The organism is Mesorhizobium sp. M7A.F.Ca.US.007.01.2.1 (assembly GCF_003998165.1).
Taxonomy (GTDB): Bacteria; Pseudomonadota; Alphaproteobacteria; order Rhizobiales; family Rhizobiaceae; genus Mesorhizobium; species Mesorhizobium ciceri.
In genome coordinates, this window is record NZ_RZQP01000008.1 from 1 (window position 1) to 17,529 (window position 17,529).

19 protein-coding genes are annotated in these 17,529 nt (G+C 63.8%); 14 read left to right on the plus strand and 5 right to left on the minus strand.

Annotated elements, in window-relative coordinates; all coding sequences use genetic code 11:
* Positions 1–42: 42 nt before the first annotated feature.
* Complete coding sequence (gcvA, locus tag EN949_RS02610; protein ID WP_127371626.1) at positions 43–1,017, minus strand: transcriptional regulator GcvA; 975 nt, start codon at positions 1,015–1,017, stop codon at positions 43–45.
* 206 nt (positions 1,018–1,223) lie between these two features.
* On the opposite strand from gcvA, the gene speB reads away from it, so the two are divergent.
* The 4 genes from speB (at position 1,224) to EN949_RS02630 (ending at position 4,481) form a co-directional block, all read left to right on the plus strand.
* The gene (gene speB, locus EN949_RS02615; protein ID WP_127370721.1) at positions 1,224–2,285 is read left to right on the plus strand and encodes an agmatinase; all 1,062 of its coding nucleotides are present in this window, start codon (positions 1,224–1,226) and stop codon (positions 2,283–2,285) included.
* An 82-nt stretch (positions 2,286–2,367) separates the two neighbouring features.
* Positions 2,368–3,174, plus strand: a complete 807-nt coding sequence (locus tag EN949_RS02620) for a transporter substrate-binding domain-containing protein (protein ID WP_013528437.1) — start codon at positions 2,368–2,370, stop codon at positions 3,172–3,174.
* Positions 3,175–3,180: 6 nt separating this feature from the next.
* The gene (locus EN949_RS02625) at positions 3,181–3,837 is read left to right on the plus strand and encodes an amino acid ABC transporter permease (RefSeq protein WP_024502057.1); all 657 of its coding nucleotides are present in this window, start codon (positions 3,181–3,183) and stop codon (positions 3,835–3,837) included.
* Positions 3,834–4,481, plus strand: coding sequence for an amino acid ABC transporter permease (locus EN949_RS02630; RefSeq protein WP_024502056.1), 648 nt, complete (start codon positions 3,834–3,836; stop codon positions 4,479–4,481). Before EN949_RS02625 ends, EN949_RS02630 begins: the two co-directional genes overlap by 4 nt.
* Positions 4,482–4,503: 22 nt before the next feature.
* On the opposite strand, the gene EN949_RS02635 is transcribed toward EN949_RS02630, so the two are convergent.
* From EN949_RS02635 to EN949_RS02645, 3 genes are all read right to left on the minus strand, one after another.
* Positions 4,504–5,319: an oxidoreductase gene (locus EN949_RS02635; RefSeq protein WP_127365447.1), complete on the minus strand. Its 816-nt coding sequence runs from the start codon at positions 5,317–5,319 to the stop codon at positions 4,504–4,506.
* A gap of 93 nt (positions 5,320–5,412) precedes the next feature.
* Entirely contained in the window at positions 5,413–6,678 is a 1,266-nt protein-coding gene (gene fabF, locus EN949_RS02640; protein WP_013528433.1) for a beta-ketoacyl-ACP synthase II, read from the minus strand.
* Positions 6,679–6,722: 44 nt separating this feature from the next.
* Complete coding sequence (locus tag EN949_RS02645) at positions 6,723–7,301, minus strand: TetR/AcrR family transcriptional regulator (protein WP_063169745.1); 579 nt, start codon at positions 7,299–7,301, stop codon at positions 6,723–6,725.
* 80 nt (positions 7,302–7,381) lie between these two features.
* Between EN949_RS02645 and EN949_RS02650 the strand changes: the two genes are divergently transcribed.
* The 10 genes from EN949_RS02650 (at position 7,382) to EN949_RS02695 (ending at position 15,861) form a co-directional block, all read left to right on the plus strand.
* A complete protein-coding gene (locus EN949_RS02650) occupies positions 7,382–7,741 on the plus strand; it encodes a hypothetical protein (RefSeq protein WP_063169746.1) in 360 nt (119 codons plus the stop codon).
* Between the two features lie 86 nt (positions 7,742–7,827).
* A complete protein-coding gene (locus EN949_RS02655) occupies positions 7,828–8,286 on the plus strand; it encodes a nuclear transport factor 2 family protein (RefSeq protein WP_063169747.1) in 459 nt (152 codons plus the stop codon).
* A gap of 286 nt (positions 8,287–8,572) precedes the next feature.
* The gene (locus EN949_RS02660) at positions 8,573–9,352 is read left to right on the plus strand and encodes an ABC transporter ATP-binding protein (protein ID WP_024502054.1); all 780 of its coding nucleotides are present in this window, start codon (positions 8,573–8,575) and stop codon (positions 9,350–9,352) included.
* Positions 9,339–10,070: an ABC transporter ATP-binding protein gene (locus EN949_RS02665; RefSeq protein WP_013528428.1), complete on the plus strand. Its 732-nt coding sequence runs from the start codon at positions 9,339–9,341 to the stop codon at positions 10,068–10,070. Before EN949_RS02660 ends, EN949_RS02665 begins: the two co-directional genes overlap by 14 nt.
* Positions 10,067–10,969, plus strand: coding sequence for a branched-chain amino acid ABC transporter permease (locus EN949_RS02670; RefSeq protein ID WP_024502052.1), 903 nt, complete (start codon positions 10,067–10,069; stop codon positions 10,967–10,969). Before EN949_RS02665 ends, EN949_RS02670 begins: the two co-directional genes overlap by 4 nt.
* Entirely contained in the window at positions 10,966–12,015 is a 1,050-nt protein-coding gene (locus EN949_RS02675) for a branched-chain amino acid ABC transporter permease (protein ID WP_082826621.1), read from the plus strand. The genes EN949_RS02670 and EN949_RS02675 overlap by 4 nt, the downstream gene beginning before the upstream one ends.
* Complete coding sequence (locus EN949_RS02680) at positions 12,012–13,190, plus strand: ABC transporter substrate-binding protein (RefSeq protein WP_013528425.1); 1,179 nt, start codon at positions 12,012–12,014, stop codon at positions 13,188–13,190. The genes EN949_RS02675 and EN949_RS02680 overlap by 4 nt, the downstream gene beginning before the upstream one ends.
* Positions 13,187–13,951 carry a cyclase family protein gene (locus EN949_RS02685; protein ID WP_244514254.1) on the plus strand — a complete coding sequence of 255 codons (765 nt, stop codon included), beginning with the start codon at positions 13,187–13,189 and terminating at the stop codon, positions 13,949–13,951. The genes EN949_RS02680 and EN949_RS02685 overlap by 4 nt, the downstream gene beginning before the upstream one ends.
* A gap of 70 nt (positions 13,952–14,021) precedes the next feature.
* Positions 14,022–15,278: a cysteine desulfurase-like protein gene (locus EN949_RS02690; RefSeq protein ID WP_127365446.1), complete on the plus strand. Its 1,257-nt coding sequence runs from the start codon at positions 14,022–14,024 to the stop codon at positions 15,276–15,278.
* Position 15,279: 1 nt separating this feature from the next.
* Positions 15,280–15,861, plus strand: a complete 582-nt coding sequence (locus tag EN949_RS02695; protein WP_013528422.1) for a cupin domain-containing protein — start codon at positions 15,280–15,282, stop codon at positions 15,859–15,861.
* A 100-nt stretch (positions 15,862–15,961) separates the two neighbouring features.
* Here the strand turns inward: EN949_RS02695 and EN949_RS02700 are convergent, their stop codons facing one another.
* Positions 15,962–17,365, minus strand: coding sequence for an MATE family efflux transporter (locus EN949_RS02700; RefSeq protein ID WP_127365445.1), 1,404 nt, complete (start codon positions 17,363–17,365; stop codon positions 15,962–15,964).
* Positions 17,366–17,529 lie beyond the last annotated feature (164 nt).

Sequence of the window (17,529 nt, forward strand, 5' to 3'; positions counted from 1 at the left end):
GACAAAAAGAGCTTCCTGCATGCGGCGGCGCGCAGCCCGGCATCAGCTTGCGGATTTGCCGCCCATCACCCTGAGCGCCGGACGCTTGCGGCGGCTGACGATGCGGCCGGCCACAGGGGCGTCGGCGCGCCCGTCGTCCCCCGCTTTCTCGGCAAACAGCCAGTCGACGAACACCTGCACGATCGGCGTCGCCCGCATCTCGTTGCGGCAGACGACATAAAAATCGTCGACCGCCGGCACCGACAGGCTGAACGGCGCGACCAGCATGCCCCTGGCCAGCAGCGCGCTTGCCGTCACCGAGTCGCCCAGCGCCACGCCATGGCCGTGCACCGCTGCCTCGGTCGCCATACGCGCATCGCCGAGGTGATGGCGGCGGCCCCGCTCCAGGTCCAGCGCATCGGCGGCAGCCAGCCAGGTGTGCCATTCGCGGCCGTCATCGCCATGCAGGAAGACATGATCGGCGAGATCCCTGACGCTGCGGATCGGCCGGTTGTTGATCAAGGTCGGGCTGACCACGGGAAACAGTTCGAGGCCCGACCATTTGCGCATCCAGCAATCGGTCCAGCTGCCGTCGCCATAATGCACGCAGACGTCGATATTGGGCGCCCGCAAATCCTTGGGATCGTTGGAAGGAATAAGCGTCAGCCTTATGTCGGGATATTGCGCCATGAAACTGCCGAGCCGCGGTGTCATCCACAGCAACAGTAGCGCCGGCACGCAGGAGACCGAAAGTGTGCCGCTGCTCGCCGGCCTTGTCATGCGCTGGGTGGCGGCGGCGATGCCGTCGAACGCGGTCGACACCGCCGGCAGAAGCTCCGCGCCATGCGGTGTCAGCTTGACCCGCTGGCCGACCCGCTCGAACAGCTTGACACCGAGCGACTGCTCGAGCGCCTTGATCTGGTGGCTGACGGCGCCATGCGTGACGTTCAGCTCAGTCGCTGCCTTGGTCAGTGAACCATGGCGAGCCGTTGCCTCGAAGGCGCGCAGCGGATTGAGCGGTGGCAGGCGCTTGGTCATGGTACCACTTTGTTGTGAGATTTTCTCACAGAAAACACCCTAACAATATCAATTGATTTTTCAATGCCACTGCCAGACACTTGAGTTTAGAACAGCATCAAGACATGAAAACTGCAGGCAGCCAGCGGGACAGCGGCCCGGCCGGATGACGGTCGGTTCGCAGGCGTCACCCGCGCCGGCACTGCATCAGCCCAGGAGGAGCGGACATGGGATACGATCGCGGCAAGCTCGATGCGTTGCGTCGCAAATATGGTGAAAGCCATGGCGGCGAGATGTTCGACCCGAAATTCCGCAAGGTCGCCGACAAGATCTTCTCCAAGAGCGGCACGCGGCTGGCGCCCTATTCAGGCATCCCGACCTTTCTCGCCGCGCCCTACCGCGAAATATCGGCCGACAATCCGGATTTCGGCGATTTGCAGGTGGCGATGATCGGCGTGCCGATGGATCTCGGCGTCACCAACCGCCCAGGCTCGCGCTTCGGGCCAAGGGCGTTGCGCGCCATCGAGCGCATCGGGCCCTACAATCACGTGCTGGAATGCGCGCCGACGCATGAGCTCAGGGTCGCCGACATTGGTGACACGCCGTTCCGCAGCCGCTACCGGCTTGAGACCAGCCATGAGGATATCGAGCGCCGCACCAACCAGATCGTCGATGCCGGGGTCATTCCGCTGTCGATCGGCGGCGACCATTCGATCAGCCATCCAATTCTGAAGGCCGTCGGCAAGAAGGCCCCGGTGGGGTTGATCCATATCGACGCCCACTGCGACACCAGTGGCCTGTTCGACATGACCAAGTTCCACCATGGCGGCCCGTTCCGCAACGCGGTGCTTGACGGCGTGCTGGACCCGACGCGCACGATCCAGATCGGCATCCGCGGCTCGGCCGAATATCTGTGGGAGTTCACCTACGAGTCCGGCATGACCGTGGTGCATGCCGAGGAGATGACCGGCCTCGGCATTCCGGCGATCATCGAGAAGGCGCGCAAGATCGTTGGCGACGGCCCGACCTATGTCTCCTTCGACATCGACAGCGTCGATCCGGCCTTCGCGCCGGGCACCGGCACGCCGGAGGTCGGCGGGCTGACGACGCGCGAAGCGCTTGAACTCCTGCGCGGCCTCAAAGGTCTCAACATCGTCGGCGGCGACGTCGTCGAGGTGGCGCCGCAATATGACGCCACCACCAACACCGCGCATGCCGCCGCACAGGTGCTGTTCGAGATACTGAGCCTGATGGTGTTCAGCCCGGCGATAACAGGCAAGGGCGCCTGACGCCTAGAAAAGCAAAGGCAGCCGCCGCGCTGGAGCCGGCGGCCGACCCGAACAAACAAAGCTTCCAGACAGGGGAATGACAATGACAATCCGTAAGACATTTGCCTCCATCGCCGCCGTGCTGATGCTCGGCACGGCCGGTTTCGGCCTCGCAGTTCAGGCCGCTAGCGCCGATGCGCTGGCGGACATCACCAAGGCCGGCACCATCAATGTCGGCGTCTTCGCCGACTTTCCGCCCTTCTCCTCGGCCAGCGCCGACATGAGCCTCAAGGGCTATGACATGGATGTCGCGCAATACATCGCCGATACGCTCAAGGTGAAGCTCAATCCCATCGCCGTCACCGGCCAGAACCGCATCCCGTATCTGAACGATCATCGCGTCGACCTGCTGATGAGCGTCGGCTATTCGAAGGAACGCGAGCAGGTCATCGACTTCGCCGCTGCCTACGCGCCCTACTACATCGCCGTGATCGGTCCGGCAGCGCTTGCCGTCAAAGGCAAGGAAGACCTCGCCGACAAGTCGATCGCCGTCAATCGCGGCACGCTGGAAGACACCTCGCTCACCGAGGCAGCACCGGCATCGGCCGACATAAAGCGCTTCGACAACTACAATTCGGTGATCCAGGCCTTCATCTCCGGCCAGACGCAGCTGATGGTCGTCGGCAACGACGTCGGCGCGCAGGTGCTGGCCAAGCAGGACGCACTGAAGCCGGAGCAGAAGTTCCAGCTTCTGACCTCGCCTTCGCATATCGGCCTCAACAAGAACGAAGACGGCCTGAAGAAGGCCGTCAACGATGCGGTCGCCAAGATGCTGGCCGACGGCAAGCTGGACGAAAGCTCGAAAGCCTGGCTGAAGACGCCGCTCAATCCCGACAATCTCAAGGATTGAGTTTCCGTGGCCTTTGGCTGGCTCCCGGGTGCCCTGGGCGACATCGCGCATGGCGCGGCCACGACGATCCTGCTGATCGCCGTGACCACGCTGGCCGGAACGCTGCTCAGCATCCTGGGTGCCGCGGGGCGGCGAAACGGCCCGGTGCTGCTCAAGCGGGCAATCGCCTGCTATGTCGAGGTGATGCGCAACACGCCGTTCCTGGTGCAGTTGTTCTTCATCTTCTTCGGGCTGCCCAGCCTGGGCGTCCGGCTCGACCCGCTCCTGGCCGCGATGCTGGCGATGACGCTCAACATGGCGGCCTACACCATCGAGATCGTCGGCGCCGGGCTCGACGCCGTGCCCGGCGGGCAGACGGAAGCAGCGCTGGCCCTTGGGCTGCGGCCACGCCAGGTGTTCGTCAAGATCGTGCTGCCGCAGGCGCTCAAGATCATCTACCCCGCGCTCACCAGCCAGATCGTCATCATGATGCTGGAGTCCGCCGTCGTGTCGCAGATCGCCGTGCGTGAGCTGACCTACGAGGCCGACATGCTGCAGGCACGCACCTTCCGCTCCTTCGAGACCTATTTCGTCGTGACGCTGGTCTATCTCGCTCTGTCGATGGCCTTGCGCCGGCTGCTGGTGTCAGGCGGGCGCCGCGCGCTCGGAGCCGGTGTGTCATGATCGAGTTCACCTTCTGGGACATCGTGCGCAACCTACTGCTCGCCGCCCGCTGGACGGTGCTGCTATCGCTGGCCGCCTTTATCGGCGGCGGTATCGTCGGCATGATCGTGCTGTTCTTCAGGATCGCTGAGAACAAATGGAGCCGGCGTGTCGCCTCCGGCTACATCGCCCTGTTCCAGGGGACGCCGCTCTTGATGCAGCTGTTCCTGATGTTCTTCGGCCTGCCGATGCTTGGTCTGCGCATCGAACCTTGGACGGCGGCGGCGCTCGGCCTCACCTTCTTCGCCAGCGCCTATCTCGCCGAAATCTGGCGCTCCGGCGTCGCGGCGCTACCCCTCGGTCAATGGGACGCCGGTGCCAGCCTCGGCCTGCACTATCTGCAGGAACTCAGGCTGATCATCCTGCCGCAGGCGTTTTCGATCACCCGCGCACCCACCGTCGGCTTCCTGGTGCAGCTGATCAAATCGACGGCGCTCACCTCGATAATCGGCTTCGAGGAGCTGGTGCGGACCTCCAACGCCATCAACAATGCGACCTTCGAACCGTTCAAGGTATACGGGCTGGTGGCGCTGATCTTCTTCGTCATGTGCTTTCCGCTGACGCAATACGCCCGCAGGCTCGAGAAACAGGCGGCTGCTCGCTGACGCGCCAAGGCAGCGCCCGATTTCAGACCGGCAACCCAAGCTGCTTGCGCAGGCTCTTGTCGAATGCGGATGCGGGGACGAAACGGCGCAGGAAACGGACCTGGCGCGCCATTTTCCCCGCCGCATAGCGTTTCTTCGGCGCGGGATCGGTCGCTGCTGCCAGAATGGTCTTGGCGACCACTTCGGGCGCATCGCCTTTTTCCATCGATTTCCGCACTGACATAGTCATCCCGGCGCGCGCGGAGTCGTAGATTTCGAGCGACCGGTCGGGGGCGGCAAGATTGTCCTCGAATGATGTGCGGGTATAGGCGGGCTCCACCAGCGAAACGCGAATGCCGAAGGGGCGCAATTCGTGATCGAGCGACTCGGAATACCCTTCGATGGCGTGTTTGGTCGACGAGTAAAGCGCGAAATAGGGAGCGGGGATGAACCCCTGTACCGAGCTCAAATTTACGATTCTGCCCTTCCCTTGGCGCCGCATTGCCGGCAGCACCGCGTTGGTCACGCGCAAGACGCCGAAGACGTTCACGTCGAACAGCGCTTTAGCCTGGGCGGTCGAGGACTCCTCCGCGCCGCCAAACAGGCCCATGCCGGCATTGTTGACAAGCACGTCGATGCGTCCGGCCGCGGCCAGAACGTCATCGACCATTGTCGCGACGGACGCGTCGTCGGTCACGTCGCAGGTCAGCATGGTCACGCCGGCGGATTGCTGTGAGGCCGTGCGACGGCTGGTTCCGAAGACGCGAAAGCCGGCGCCTAGCAAGGCGTCGGCGGTAGCGCGCCCGATGCCGGAGGATGCCCCTGTGACAAGGGCGACGCCGGGATTGGTCTTGTTCATGGAAATCATATCCTTCTTTGCGTTGGACCGGATTGGGAAAAGCATGAGAGGCCGGGGCAAAGGGCGTCGGTCATGACTGCGTCTGGCCACCGGTTAGTTCCAGCGTCTGAACAGGGCGCTGGCATTCACGCCGCCAAAGCCGAAGCCATTGGAGATCGCGTACTCCATCTCCATGGGCCGGGGCGCGTTGGCGACGAAGTCGATTCCGTCGCCGGCCGGATCGGCCTCGCCAAGGTTGAGGGTGGGCGGGGCGACCTGATCCCTGAGCGCCAGGATTGCGAAGATCGCACCAAGCCCGCCGGCCGCTCCGAGCAGGTGTCCGGTCGCCGATTTCGTGGCACTGACAGCTATCGCGAAATCGCGCCCGAACACGCTCTTGATCGCTTCGATCTCACCCAGGTCGCCGACTGACGTGGAGGTCGCATGCGCATTGAGATGACGAACGTCGCGTGGCGAAATCCCTGCCTGGGCAATCGCGATCTGCATGGCCCGGCGCGCGCCGTCGCCGTCCTCTGGCCCGGAGGTGACGTGATGGGCATCCGCCGTCGTGCCGTAGCCGACGAGCTCAGCAATCGGTTTTGCGCCGCGCGCCAACGCGTGGCTCAACGCCTCGATGACCAGCACGCCGGCCCCTTCGCCCATGACGAAGCCGTCCCGCGATGTGTCGAAAGGGCGCGAGGCTTGGGCCGGCGCCCAATTGAAGCCGGTTGAAAGAGAACGAGCGGCGGCGAAACCGCCGAGACTGACGGTGTTGATGCACGCTTCCGTTCCGCCGCACACGGCGATGTCGGCTTCGTTGGCGCGGATCAGGCGGGCGGCGTCGCCGATCGCCTGGATGCCTGCCGCGCACGCCGTCACCGGTGCGCCGAGTGGACCTTTGAAGCCATGACGGATCGAGATGTGGCCCGCCGCGAGGTTCACCAGGAAGGACGGCACCGTAAAGGGAGACAGGCGGCGGGCGCCACGCAGGTCCACCGTGCGCACCGCCTCGGTGATGGCCGGGAACCCGCCGACACCTGAAGCGATGATCGTGGCCGTGCGCAGGCGATCCGTCTCCAAGGCAGGCTTCCATTGCGCCTGCGCAAGCGCCTCTTCCGCCGCCGCCAGCGCGAAGAGAATGAACCGGTCTACCTTGCGCTGATCCTTCGCGGACAGGACGGCATCGGCATCGAAACCAGCCTCGGGGTCTTCGCCCAGGGAGGGAACCACGCCGCCAATCTTAGCCGGCAGCTCTCCCACCACATCGTCAGGAAGCCTGCGAACGCCAGACCGGCCGGCAAGCAGGCGTGACCAGGACGCTTCGACATTGGCGGCAAGGGGCGTGACCGCACCCATGCCCGTGACGACAATCCGTTCCATCTGCTCTCCTATCCTTGCTGTGCTGGCGGCGCTGCTCGCGCCGTTCAAGTAGCGACTGCTTCGCGAACCTGATCGGCCGCCGCATCCAGAAAAGCCTGCGCAAGGTCGGGGTCGTTGACGACCCGCGACAGCACGACCGCGCCGACCATCGTCGAGAGAACGGCCATTGCCTTGTTGCCGGTCTTTTCGATGTCGCCCTCGCCAACCCAACCGCCGAGCATCTCGAGGTACGCCTTGATGCCGGCTTCGAATGACGCCTTCACCTCGGCACCTTGCCTGGCGGCATCCGAGCCGAGCGCAACGACCGGGCAGCCGTCCATCTTTTCTCCGCGATGATCCATGCTGAGGTAGAATGAGATCACCCCGTCGAGCGGGTTCCCGGGATTTGCCGCGGTCGCGGCCGACCATTTGTGGGTGGCGCTTTCCATCGCCCGCCTGGACGCCAGCGCCGCCAGATCGTCCTTCGACTCGAATTGCTTGTAAAAGGCGCCCTGGGTCAGCCCGGCCCCTTTCATCAGATCCTTGAGGCCGATGCCGTCGAACCCGCGCTCCCGAAAAAGCCGGCTTGCCACATTGATCACGGTCTCACGGTTTTCCGCGGCCTGAGTGCGACTTACACGCATCGTCATCTCCTTTTTTAGATTGCATTCGTAATCTATACCCTATATAGAGGGTGAACGCAATCTAAAAAAGGACAAATGAGATGATCCGCAAAACCTTGGGCGCCTCGCTGCTGGCGGCGCTGTTTCTTGCAACCCCGGCTCTTGCCGAGGAAGCCACCATCGGGCGCCCGATCGAAGGCGGTAGCCTGCACCAGGCACACCTGGACATGGTGGTCTACTACGTTCCGGACGGCGACCTGCTTGAGGTCACCGCCACTTTCGCACCGAAGACCGGGGGTGATCCGCTGCGGGTTGTCATGGGCCTCGCCAACAGTGACTCCGTGGCGTTTTCCATACCTGGCCACCCGGGCTCGCTCTACGCGTTCTCAAGGTCCGGTGAGGAAGTGACGGTCTCGACCGAGACGGACACATCCCTGCGAGCCGACGCGACAATGCCCTGACCTGACGCGCAGACCGCGGCCGAGCGATGCTGGCCGGGGTCTCGCGTCGGAACGGCGCGCCACCGATAAGTTTGGAGAGAGGTCACATGCTTTACAGCTATTTTGTCGAGAAATCGATCCGGCAGAGCTTCGACGACGTCAACAACCATCGCTGGGATGCGGCGGTGAAGGCCATCGCGCCGCATGTCCATCACCGGGTTGGTGGCGCACACGCGCTTGGTGGCGAGCGCCACGACAAGCAGGCCCTGCGCCGGTGGTTCGAGCGCCTCGGCCGTGTTCTGCCCACTCTCCATCTCACGGTCAACCACGTGTGGGTGAAGGGCTGGCCGTGGCATACCACCGTGTTTGCCCAGTGGGATGGCACCGCTACCCTGCTCAACGGCGATACGTCCTACGTCAACCGTGGTCTCCACGTGTTCACGCTGCGGTGGGGCAGGGTTCATGCGCTCGAGGAATTCTACGATTCACAGGCGGCGGCGCGCGCTCTCGCCGCCCAGGCCGCAGCCGGCCTCGAAGAAGCTGTCGCCGAACAGACAACAAGCTAGCACAAGCGCGGTCCGAGGACGCCCAAGGTCTACGGGCCGGTGGCGCCGATCGTCTTCGTCTCGTGCCTTGCGCCCACGCACTATGCGCGCAGGCTCGAGAAGCGAGCGCTGGCGCGCTGGACTGCAGGCCCTGCATCGATGCCGGTGCTGTCGCGGCAACGGTCGAGCCGAGGCAGGCATACAGCTTTCCTCTTGGGAATAGGACTTGACATCTTGCCGTTCGAATTGTCCATTTGAAGCTTGACCGGGCCGAACGGGGCGGCGAGGGACAGGGGCAAACCGGCGGGTGGATAGACAGTCGAGTCGAGTGCTGTTGAGGACGGTCGGGCTGACAAAAGCCTTTCGAGGGCTGGTTGCCCTGCGTGATCATTCCATCGAGCTCCACGAACGTGAAATCATTGGGGTAATCGGGCCGAATGGCTCGGGCAAGAGCACGCTTTTCAACCTGATCACCGGCTTCTCCCAGCCGAATTCCGGTAGCATCGAGATGGAGGGCCGGTCGATCGTCGGCCTGCGCACATCGCAGATCGTCGCGATGGGCATCGCCCGCACCTTCCAGGGCTCTCGCCTGTTCGGCAGCCTCAGCGTCGCGCAGAACGTGCTGACGGCGGCGCAGTTGCGCCATCCTGTCGGCGCCGCCGATACCGTGCTGCGCGGTCGGCGTTATCGCGAGCGGGTGGCCGCGACCCGGCAGAAGGCCGACGAACTCCTCGACCTCATGGGCCTGACAGATCAGGCCGGCAGGGTCGCCGCGGATCTTCCCTACGGCGATCAGCGGCGGCTGGAGATTGCGCGTGCGTTGGCGACCGGCCCGCAACTGCTGTTGCTCGATGAGCCCGCTGCCGGTCTTGATTCCAACGAGACCAAGGTGTTGGCAGCGCTGATCCGGACGATCCGTGACCGCTATGGCGTAACGGTGGTCGTTGTCGAGCACGACATGGACCTGATCATGGCGCTGTGCGAACGCATCCAGGTGCTGGCGACTGGCGAGGTGATCTGCGTCGGAACACCGGAGCAGGTACGCGAACACCCGAAAGTGCGGGAGGCGTATCTTGGCCACGCCTAGCCCCGTTCTGCTCAGTGTCGAGAACCTCGAGGTCAATTTCGGCGCGGTGCGTGCGCTGAAGGGCATTTCGCTCGACGTCCATGCCGGCGAGGTGGTGGCGTTGGTGGGCGCCAACGGCGCCGGCAAGAGCACGACCTTGCGCACCATTTCCGGCCTGTCGCGGCCGCGCGGCGGCAGGATCATCTTCGATGGCAAGCCGATTGGAGGTGTCGCTCCGTCGCGCATCGTAAGTCTGGGCATCGCGCAGAGCCCGGAGGGCAGGCGCCTGTTCGGCGGCCTGACGGTGGCTGACAATCTGCGGCTCGGCGCCTGCACCCGCACCGACAAGGATGCCATCCTCAGAGACAGCGAGCGCATGTTCATGCTGTTCCCGATTCTCAAGCAGCGGCTGAAGCAACTGGCCGGCACGCTGTCGGGCGGCGAACAGCAGCAGCTTGCTTTGGCGCGCGCGCTGATGGCGGCGCCGCGCCTGCTGCTGCTCGACGAGCCTTCGCTCGGCGTTGCGCCGCTGCTGGTCCGCCATATCTTCAGCGCGCTTGCCGAACTGAAGCGCCAGGGCATGACGATGCTGCTGGTGGAACAGAACATCACGCTCGCGCTGGACCTCGCCGACCGTGCCTATGTGCTGCGCACGGGCCAGGTGGCGCTGTCTGGCCGGTCCGCGGAACTGCGCGACAGCGAACGCGTGGCGCAGGCATATCTCGGGGCGGCAACATGACCCAGCTGGACTATATCCTGCAGCAGATCGTCAATGCGGTGAGCCTCGGCAGCCTCTACGCACTGGTGGCGGTCGGTCTGTCGATCGTCTTCGGCGTCCTCAAGCTCACCAATTTCGCGCATGGCGACGTCATGATGGTAGGTGCCTTCGGGGTTGCCTTGCTGGTCGGCATCGGCGTTCCGTTCCCGGTCGCCGTGATCTGCGGCATCGCCGCAGCCGCCGCCGCCGGCTTCCTCATCGAACGCATCGCCTACCGCCCGATCCGCGACGCGCCCGACGTTGCGCGACTGCTGACCAGCCTCGCCGTCACCTACATCATCGAGAATGTCGGCATCCTGGTGTTCACCTCCTCGCCGCGCAATTTTCCACTCCCCGATATTCTCAACACCTCCTGGGAAATGTCGAACGGCGCCATCACCTTCACCAGCATCAATCTCCTGACCATCGCGCTGACCTTCGTGTCGCTGCTGCTCCTCGGCTGGTTTATCACGCGCACCACGACTGGGCTCGGCATGCGCGCCGCAGCCGAGGACATGTCGGCGGCACACCTTGTCGGTCTGAACGTCAACCGGCTGATCATCGTCGCCTTCATCGTCGCATCCGCCTATGCCGGCCTCGCCGGCATTTTGTGGGCGGCACAGGCCGGCGTGGTGCAGCCGCAGATGGGCTTCACGCCGCTCCTGAAGGCTTTCGTGGCGGCAATCATCGGCGGCTTCGGGTCGATCGCGGGCGCCCTGGTCGGCGGCTACATATTGGGCGCGCTGGAGATATTCATCGTCGCATTCCTGCCGAGCAGCGTCTCGTCCTATCGCGACGCAATCGTCTTCGCCGTGCTGATCGCCTTTCTCCTGGTGCGCCCGGGCGGGCTGCTCCAGCCAAACCGGGAGATAAAGCTGTGAGCCGGGAAGCGCGGATCACACTCCTCGTCCTCGTCGCCGTGGTGGCGGGGGCAGCTGTCGCATTCGGTGCGCCGCACGTGCTGAGCGACTATTTCGTCCGGATTATCCTGCTGATCGCGCTGAATGCAATCCTGGTGCTGGCGCTGTCGCTGAGCAACGGTTTTACGGGCGTGTTTTCGCTCGGCCATGTCGGCTTCATCGGCGCCGGCGCGTATATTTCGGGAATCCTGTCGATCCCGGTGCAGCAGAAGATGGCATTGCTGCCGCATCTGCCGGGGTTTCTGCATGCTTTCAGCCTCCCCTTCCTGCCGGCGACGCTGGTGGCAGGTCTTCTGACGGCATTGCTTGCGGTGGTCGTCGGTTATCCCTTGATGCGCCTGTCGGGCTATTTCGTTTCGGTGGCGACGATGGGATTCTTGATTATCGTCAACGTGGTGCTGATCAATGCGTCGGATTTCACCCGAGGTGCCCGCACGTTTACCGGCGTGCCGCTGGAGACGACGTTGCCCTGGGTGATGGGTTGGCTCGCCATCACGGTGTTCGTTCTGGCGCGCCTGGTTTATTCGCCTTTCGGGCGCGCCATGAAGGCGGTGCGCGACGACACGATCGCGGCCAGCGCTGTCGGAATCGGCGTGCTGCGGACCAGACTGATCGCCTTCGTCATCGGCGCGTTCTTCTCAGGCGTCGGCGGGTCGCTCTATGCGCATTATCTCGGCTCGTTTTCGCCGAACACTTTCTACTTCGCGCTGACGATGAGTCTGATCACAATGCTGGTGCTGGGCGGCATGGGCTCCCTGACCGGCGCGGTGGTCGGCGTCATCTGCGTTTCGCTGTTGTCGGAGATCCTGCGCTCGGTCGAACGCGGCTTCACGATCGGCGATTTCGCGGTGCCGGCCCTGTTTGGCGCCAGCCAGATCGTGCTCGGCTTCATCTTCATTCTAGTCATGATCTTCCGGCCGAAGGGGATCATGGGGGACCGGGAACTTATGTTCGGATCAACCCAAAGATCGGCAACGGTGAACCAGACAGAGGAACGAAAACGATGATCAAACTCACTCGACGCGGTACCATCGGCCTGGGACTGGGCGCATTCTTCGCGCTTGCCTCGGCCAGCACGGCACTTGCTGCCGACACCATCAAGATCGGCTATCCGGCAAACCTGACCGGCATCCAGGCCTCGCTCGACGGTCCGATGCTGAATGGCGCCAAGCTGGCAGCGAGCGAAATCAACGCCGCCGGCGGCGTGCTCGGCCAGCAGATAGAACTGGTGATCTACGATTCCAAGAGCGATTCGACGACGATCTCGACCGTCGCCAGCCAGTTGATCGACAGCGACAAGGTCGTCGGCATCATCGGCTTCGCCGATTCCGACTCGGTGCTGGCCATCGGACCGCAGGTCCAGACGGCGCAGATACCGTTCATAACGCCAGGCGCGACCTCGCCGAAATTGCCTAGCCAGCTCGGCAACGAGATCTTCCTCGCCGCCTTCGGCGACAACGTTCAGGCTGCGGTTGGCGCGGAATTTGCGCTGAACAAGCTGAACGGCAAAACCGCCTACCTGCTGACCGACATCGGCACTGAATACACAACGCTGCTGTCGGACTACTTCGTCACCGCCTACGAGCATGGCGGGGGCAAGATTTTGGAGCGCGACACCTACAAGATCGGCGACAAGACCTTTACCGCGCAGATCGCCAAACTGAAGGCGCTGTCGCCGCAGCCAGACTTCGTCTATGCCTCGTCGAATGCCGAGGAAATCGGCCTGATCTTGAAGCAGATGCGCCAGGCCGGCATCAACCTGCCGGTGGTCGGCGGCGACGGCTACGACACGCCCTTGCTGATCCAGGTCGGCGGCGACGCGGCCAAGGACACCTACTTCACCACCCACGCCTATATCGGTGAGGGCGCCACCCCGAAGGTGCAGGCCTTTATCGACGCCTACACCAAGTCGGTCGGCAATGCCCCGGAGAACGCGTTCGCTGCGCTCGGCTACGACTCGGTCAAGCTGATGGCCGACGCGATCAAGCGTGCCGGTGCGCCGGATCCGGCCAAGATCCGTGACGCGCTGGCCGCTACGTCCGGGCTCGACGGCGTGACCGGCACGATCACCTACCGCCCGGGCATTTCGGTGCCGGACAAGTCGGTCTCGGTCATTGGTGTCAAGGACGGCAAGCTTGTCCTGGCAAGTGAAGCGGCACCGACCTTCGTCGCGGAGCCGTGATCTTGTCCACTCCGGGCTCCCTTTGGGACATCTACAGGTCGCGGCTCTCCGCCGCGACCTTCACCGACCTGACGCATGCGTTTCATCCGGGCCAGCCGCATTTCCCGGCCTTCCCGGACGAGGAGCGCAGTGCGTTGCTCGATTTTTCGAAAGGCGATGCCTTCCAGGTCCACCACTACGCCTTCGTCGGACAGTGGGGCACCCATGTCGATCCGCCGGTGCACTTCATCGACGGCGGCCGCTCGATCGACCAACTGCCGGTGGCGGAGATGCTTCTGCCGCTGGTCATCCTCGACATCAGCGACAGGGTCGCCGCCGATCCCGACGCGACGCCGACGCTCGACGACATTTCGGCCTGGGAGGCGCGGAACGGTCGTATCCCGGAAAAGTGTTTTGTCGCACTTCGCACCGGCTGGTGGCCGCGCTGGCCGGACCCCGTGGCGTTTCGGAACAAGTCGGCCGACGGTATCTCGCATGCGCCGGGTTGGTCGAAGCCGGTGCTGGAGGAACTTTTGGAACGCCGCGGTGTTGCTGCGATCGGGCACGAGGGCATGGACACTGATCCCGGCCGTGCCACTTCCGCAGGTGACGCAAGCCTGGAATACTACGTGCTGTCGCGCGACTGCTGGCAGATCGAGCTCTTGGCCAATCTCGACAAGGTGCCCGAAGCCGGCGCCTTGATAATGGCAAGCTGGCCAAAGCCAAAGGCCGGATCTGGCTTCCCGGCTCGCGCTGTCGCCATCCATGAAGCGGCCGGCTGAACGCGTGAAGCCGCTGCTGGCGACGGTCGAGGGGCCGCCGCACAACGATCATCAGATACGGAATTCAGACATGGATATAGATACAGTCCGCGATGCTTTTCCGGCGATGGCGAGAGGTGCCGAGCCGAAGAAGCGGATTTTCTTCGACAATCCCGCGGGAACCCAGATGGCGAGCCGTTCGATCGAGCGTATGACGCGTGCCATCATCGAAACCAACGCCAATCTTGGTGGCTATTTCGAAACCTCACTCGCGGCCCAGGCGATGGTCGACGACGCGCATCAGGCGATGGCCGATTTCTTCAATGCCGCCGACCGGCGTGAGGTGGTGTTCGGCCAGAACATGACAACTCTGACTTTCGCCGTCTCGCGCGCCATCGGCCGCGATCTGAACGCCGGCGACGCCATCGTGCTGACGCGCATGGATCATGACGCCAACGTCGCACCCTGGCTGATGCTGGCGGAGGATCGGGGGCTTGAAGTACGCTGGATCGACCTCGATCCAAAAACCTTCGAACTCGACCTGTCGACGCTGGAGGCGACTATCGACGAGGACGTCAAGCTGGTCGCTGTCGGCTATGCCAGCAACGTTACCGGCACGATCAACGACGTGAAGCGGATCGCGCAGCGCGCCCGCGCGATCGGGGCGCTGAGCTATATCGACGCGGTGCAGTTCGCGCCGCATGGGGTGATCGACGTCCAGGAGATCGGCTGTGATTTCCTGGTTTGCTCGGCCTACAAATTTTTTGGACCGCATCACGGGGTGTTGTGGGGCCGTTTCGATCTGCTGCAGGCGCTGACCGCCTATAAGGTGCGCGCGGCTTCCAATACGCCACCTGGAAAATTCGAGACGGGAACGACAAGCCGCGAGGCGCTTGCCGGGGTGCTTGGCGCCGTCGAGCACTATGCCTGGCTCGGACAGTCCTTCGGCAACGTCCACCCGCAGGCGACGCGGCGGGAGCGAATCGTCGCCGGCATTGAAGTCGCCGACCGTTATGAGCGTGTCCTGACAGCACGGCTGATTGCCGGATTGTCCAGAATTGATGGCGTCTTGATCCAGGGCATATCCGATGTGGCGGCGCTGGCGCGCCGTGTGCCTACCGTGTCGATCACCGTTGACGGAACCGATCCCGCGGACATCGCCAGGGCGATGGCAGAGGAAGGCATCTATCTCTGGCACGGTCACAATTACGGTTTGGAGCCAATCAAGCGGCTGGGGCTTGCGGACCGCAACGGTGTCGTCCGCATCGGGCTGGCTCATTACAACACCGAGGCGGAAGTCGATTTCCTGCTGGCGAAGCTGGCGGACTGGATGAAGACGCGGACCTGACATGCGCGACAGAAACGGAACCCCGAGGATCGGCGTCAAGCTGCGCCATGCCAGACAGGTGCTTGGCCTCAGCCTGGAAGAGCTCGGCGCCCGCATCGGGCTGACAGAGGGTTATCTCTCGAAGATCGAAAACGACCGCGCTACGCCGTCCATGGCGGCTCTGCACCGGCTGGTGCAGGCACTGGGCATCAACATGAACGCGATGTTCGGCACGCTGCAGCACAATGCCTCGGAAGTGTTCGTTTTGCGGCAAAACGAGCGTCCGCACATGGAGACGGGACATCGGCGTTCGGGCAACCATGTCGTGCTCGAGCAATTGGTGCCGTCCGGTCCGGAATATCTGCTGCAGATCAACGTCCACGTGATCGAGGCCGGCGGCGGCAGCCCCGAGTTGATCAGCCACAAGGGACAAGAGTTCGGCTACGTGCTCGAAGGTTCCGTCGAATTGCTGGTCGAGGCGAACGTGGTGGCGCTCGAGGCAGGCGACGCGTTCTATTTCAACTCCGAACTCGGCCACGGCTACCGCAATATCGGTTCGACCACGGTCCGCATCCTCTGGGTCAACACGCCGCCGACATTCTGACCGCCTCCAGCGCGGCGCCGGATTTCGAGGGAGTTCTGAAGACGTCGTTCAATGAGCCAACGTCCACAGGACAACAGCCGCCGAGCCCAACCGTCCTGTTTCAATGCTCGAACGCGAGCGGCGGCGCCAGTCGGTCGCGCCGCAGCCAGCGCGCCAGCAGCAGCGCGGCCACCACGGCCAGCCCCGTCGACAGGCCGATCCAGATGCCGACGCCATGCAGGCCGAAATGGAAGGCGAGCAGCACCCCAAGCGGCAGGCCGACGCCCCAATAGCCGATCGCGGCATAGATCATCGGCACCTTGGTGTCGTGCAGGCCGCGCAGCATGCCGGCGGCCACCGCCTGGGCGCCGTCGAAGACCTGGAACAGCGCCGCGAAGACCAGGAACGACACGGCAAGTTCGATCACCCTGGCATTGGCCGGATTGCTCAGATCGATGAAGGCGCTGATCAGCGGATGCGGCCACAGGATCATCACCAGCCCCATCAGCGCCATGAACGAGACGCCGATGACGAAGGCGGTCCAGCCGGCGCGCGACACGCCTTGCGGATTGCCGGCGCCATGCGCAAGGCCGACGCGCACCGTCACCGCCTGGTTGAGGCCAAGCGGCACCATGAAGGAGATCGAGGCGATCTGGATGGCGATCGCGTGCGCGGCCAGCGAATCCGCGTCGATCAGGCCCATCAGCAGGGCGGCCGCATTGAAGATAGTCACCTCGAAGGCGAGAATGCCGGCAATCGGCAGGCCGAGCCGCAACAGGCCCTTGAAGCGTGGCCAGTCCGATCGCCAGAACCGTCCGAACAGACGATAACGGCGGAACTTCTTCTCCAGCATCACCACGGCAGCCAGGCCGATGAACATCAGCGTTGAGGACAGCGAGGTGGCAAGGCCCGACCCGGCAATGCCCATCGACGGCACGCCGAGATTGCCGAACATGAACACCCAGTTGAAGAAGGCATTGCAGGCGACGGCAACAAAGACGATGACCAGCGCCCAGCCCGGCCGCTCCAGCGCCGAGATGAACGAGCGCAGCACGATATAGAAGTAGAAGGGCAGCACCGCCCATTCGAGCCAGCGCAGATAGATGCCGGCCTGATGCGCCAGTGCCGGTTCCTGGCCCATGGCCAGCAGAATGCCTTCGCCGTGCCAAAGCACGAGCCAGATCGGGATCGAGATCAGGATCGCCAGCCACAGGCCCTGGCGCACGGTGCGGCGCAGGTCGCGCACCGAATAGCGGCGGCGGCCAAGCTCGGTGGCGATCATCGGCGATGTCGCCAGCATCAGGCCGAGGCCGAAGATCAGCGGCATGAAATAGAGGTTGGCGCCAAGCGCGCCACTGGCCAGCGTGTCCGGCCCCAGCCGGCCCATCATCATGACGTCGGTGGCCGTCATCGCGGTCTGACCGAGATTGGTCAGCACCATCGGCCAGGCGAGCGCCAGCGTCGCCCTGATTTCCTGACGCCAAAGATTTTCCGGCGCGCGAGCGCCGGCTTCGATCGCAGACATTGTTCCGCTCTTTCCAGCTACGGCGCGTCGGCATTAAAGCCGGAAGCCGCATGTCAAACGGCAAAACCTTCGGTTTCGCGGCGTTTGCGTCAGCTTCTGGACGAAACGCGACATGAAGGCAAGAGAGGAGGGACGGGAACGGATTGAGCCAGCCGGGCAAGCTC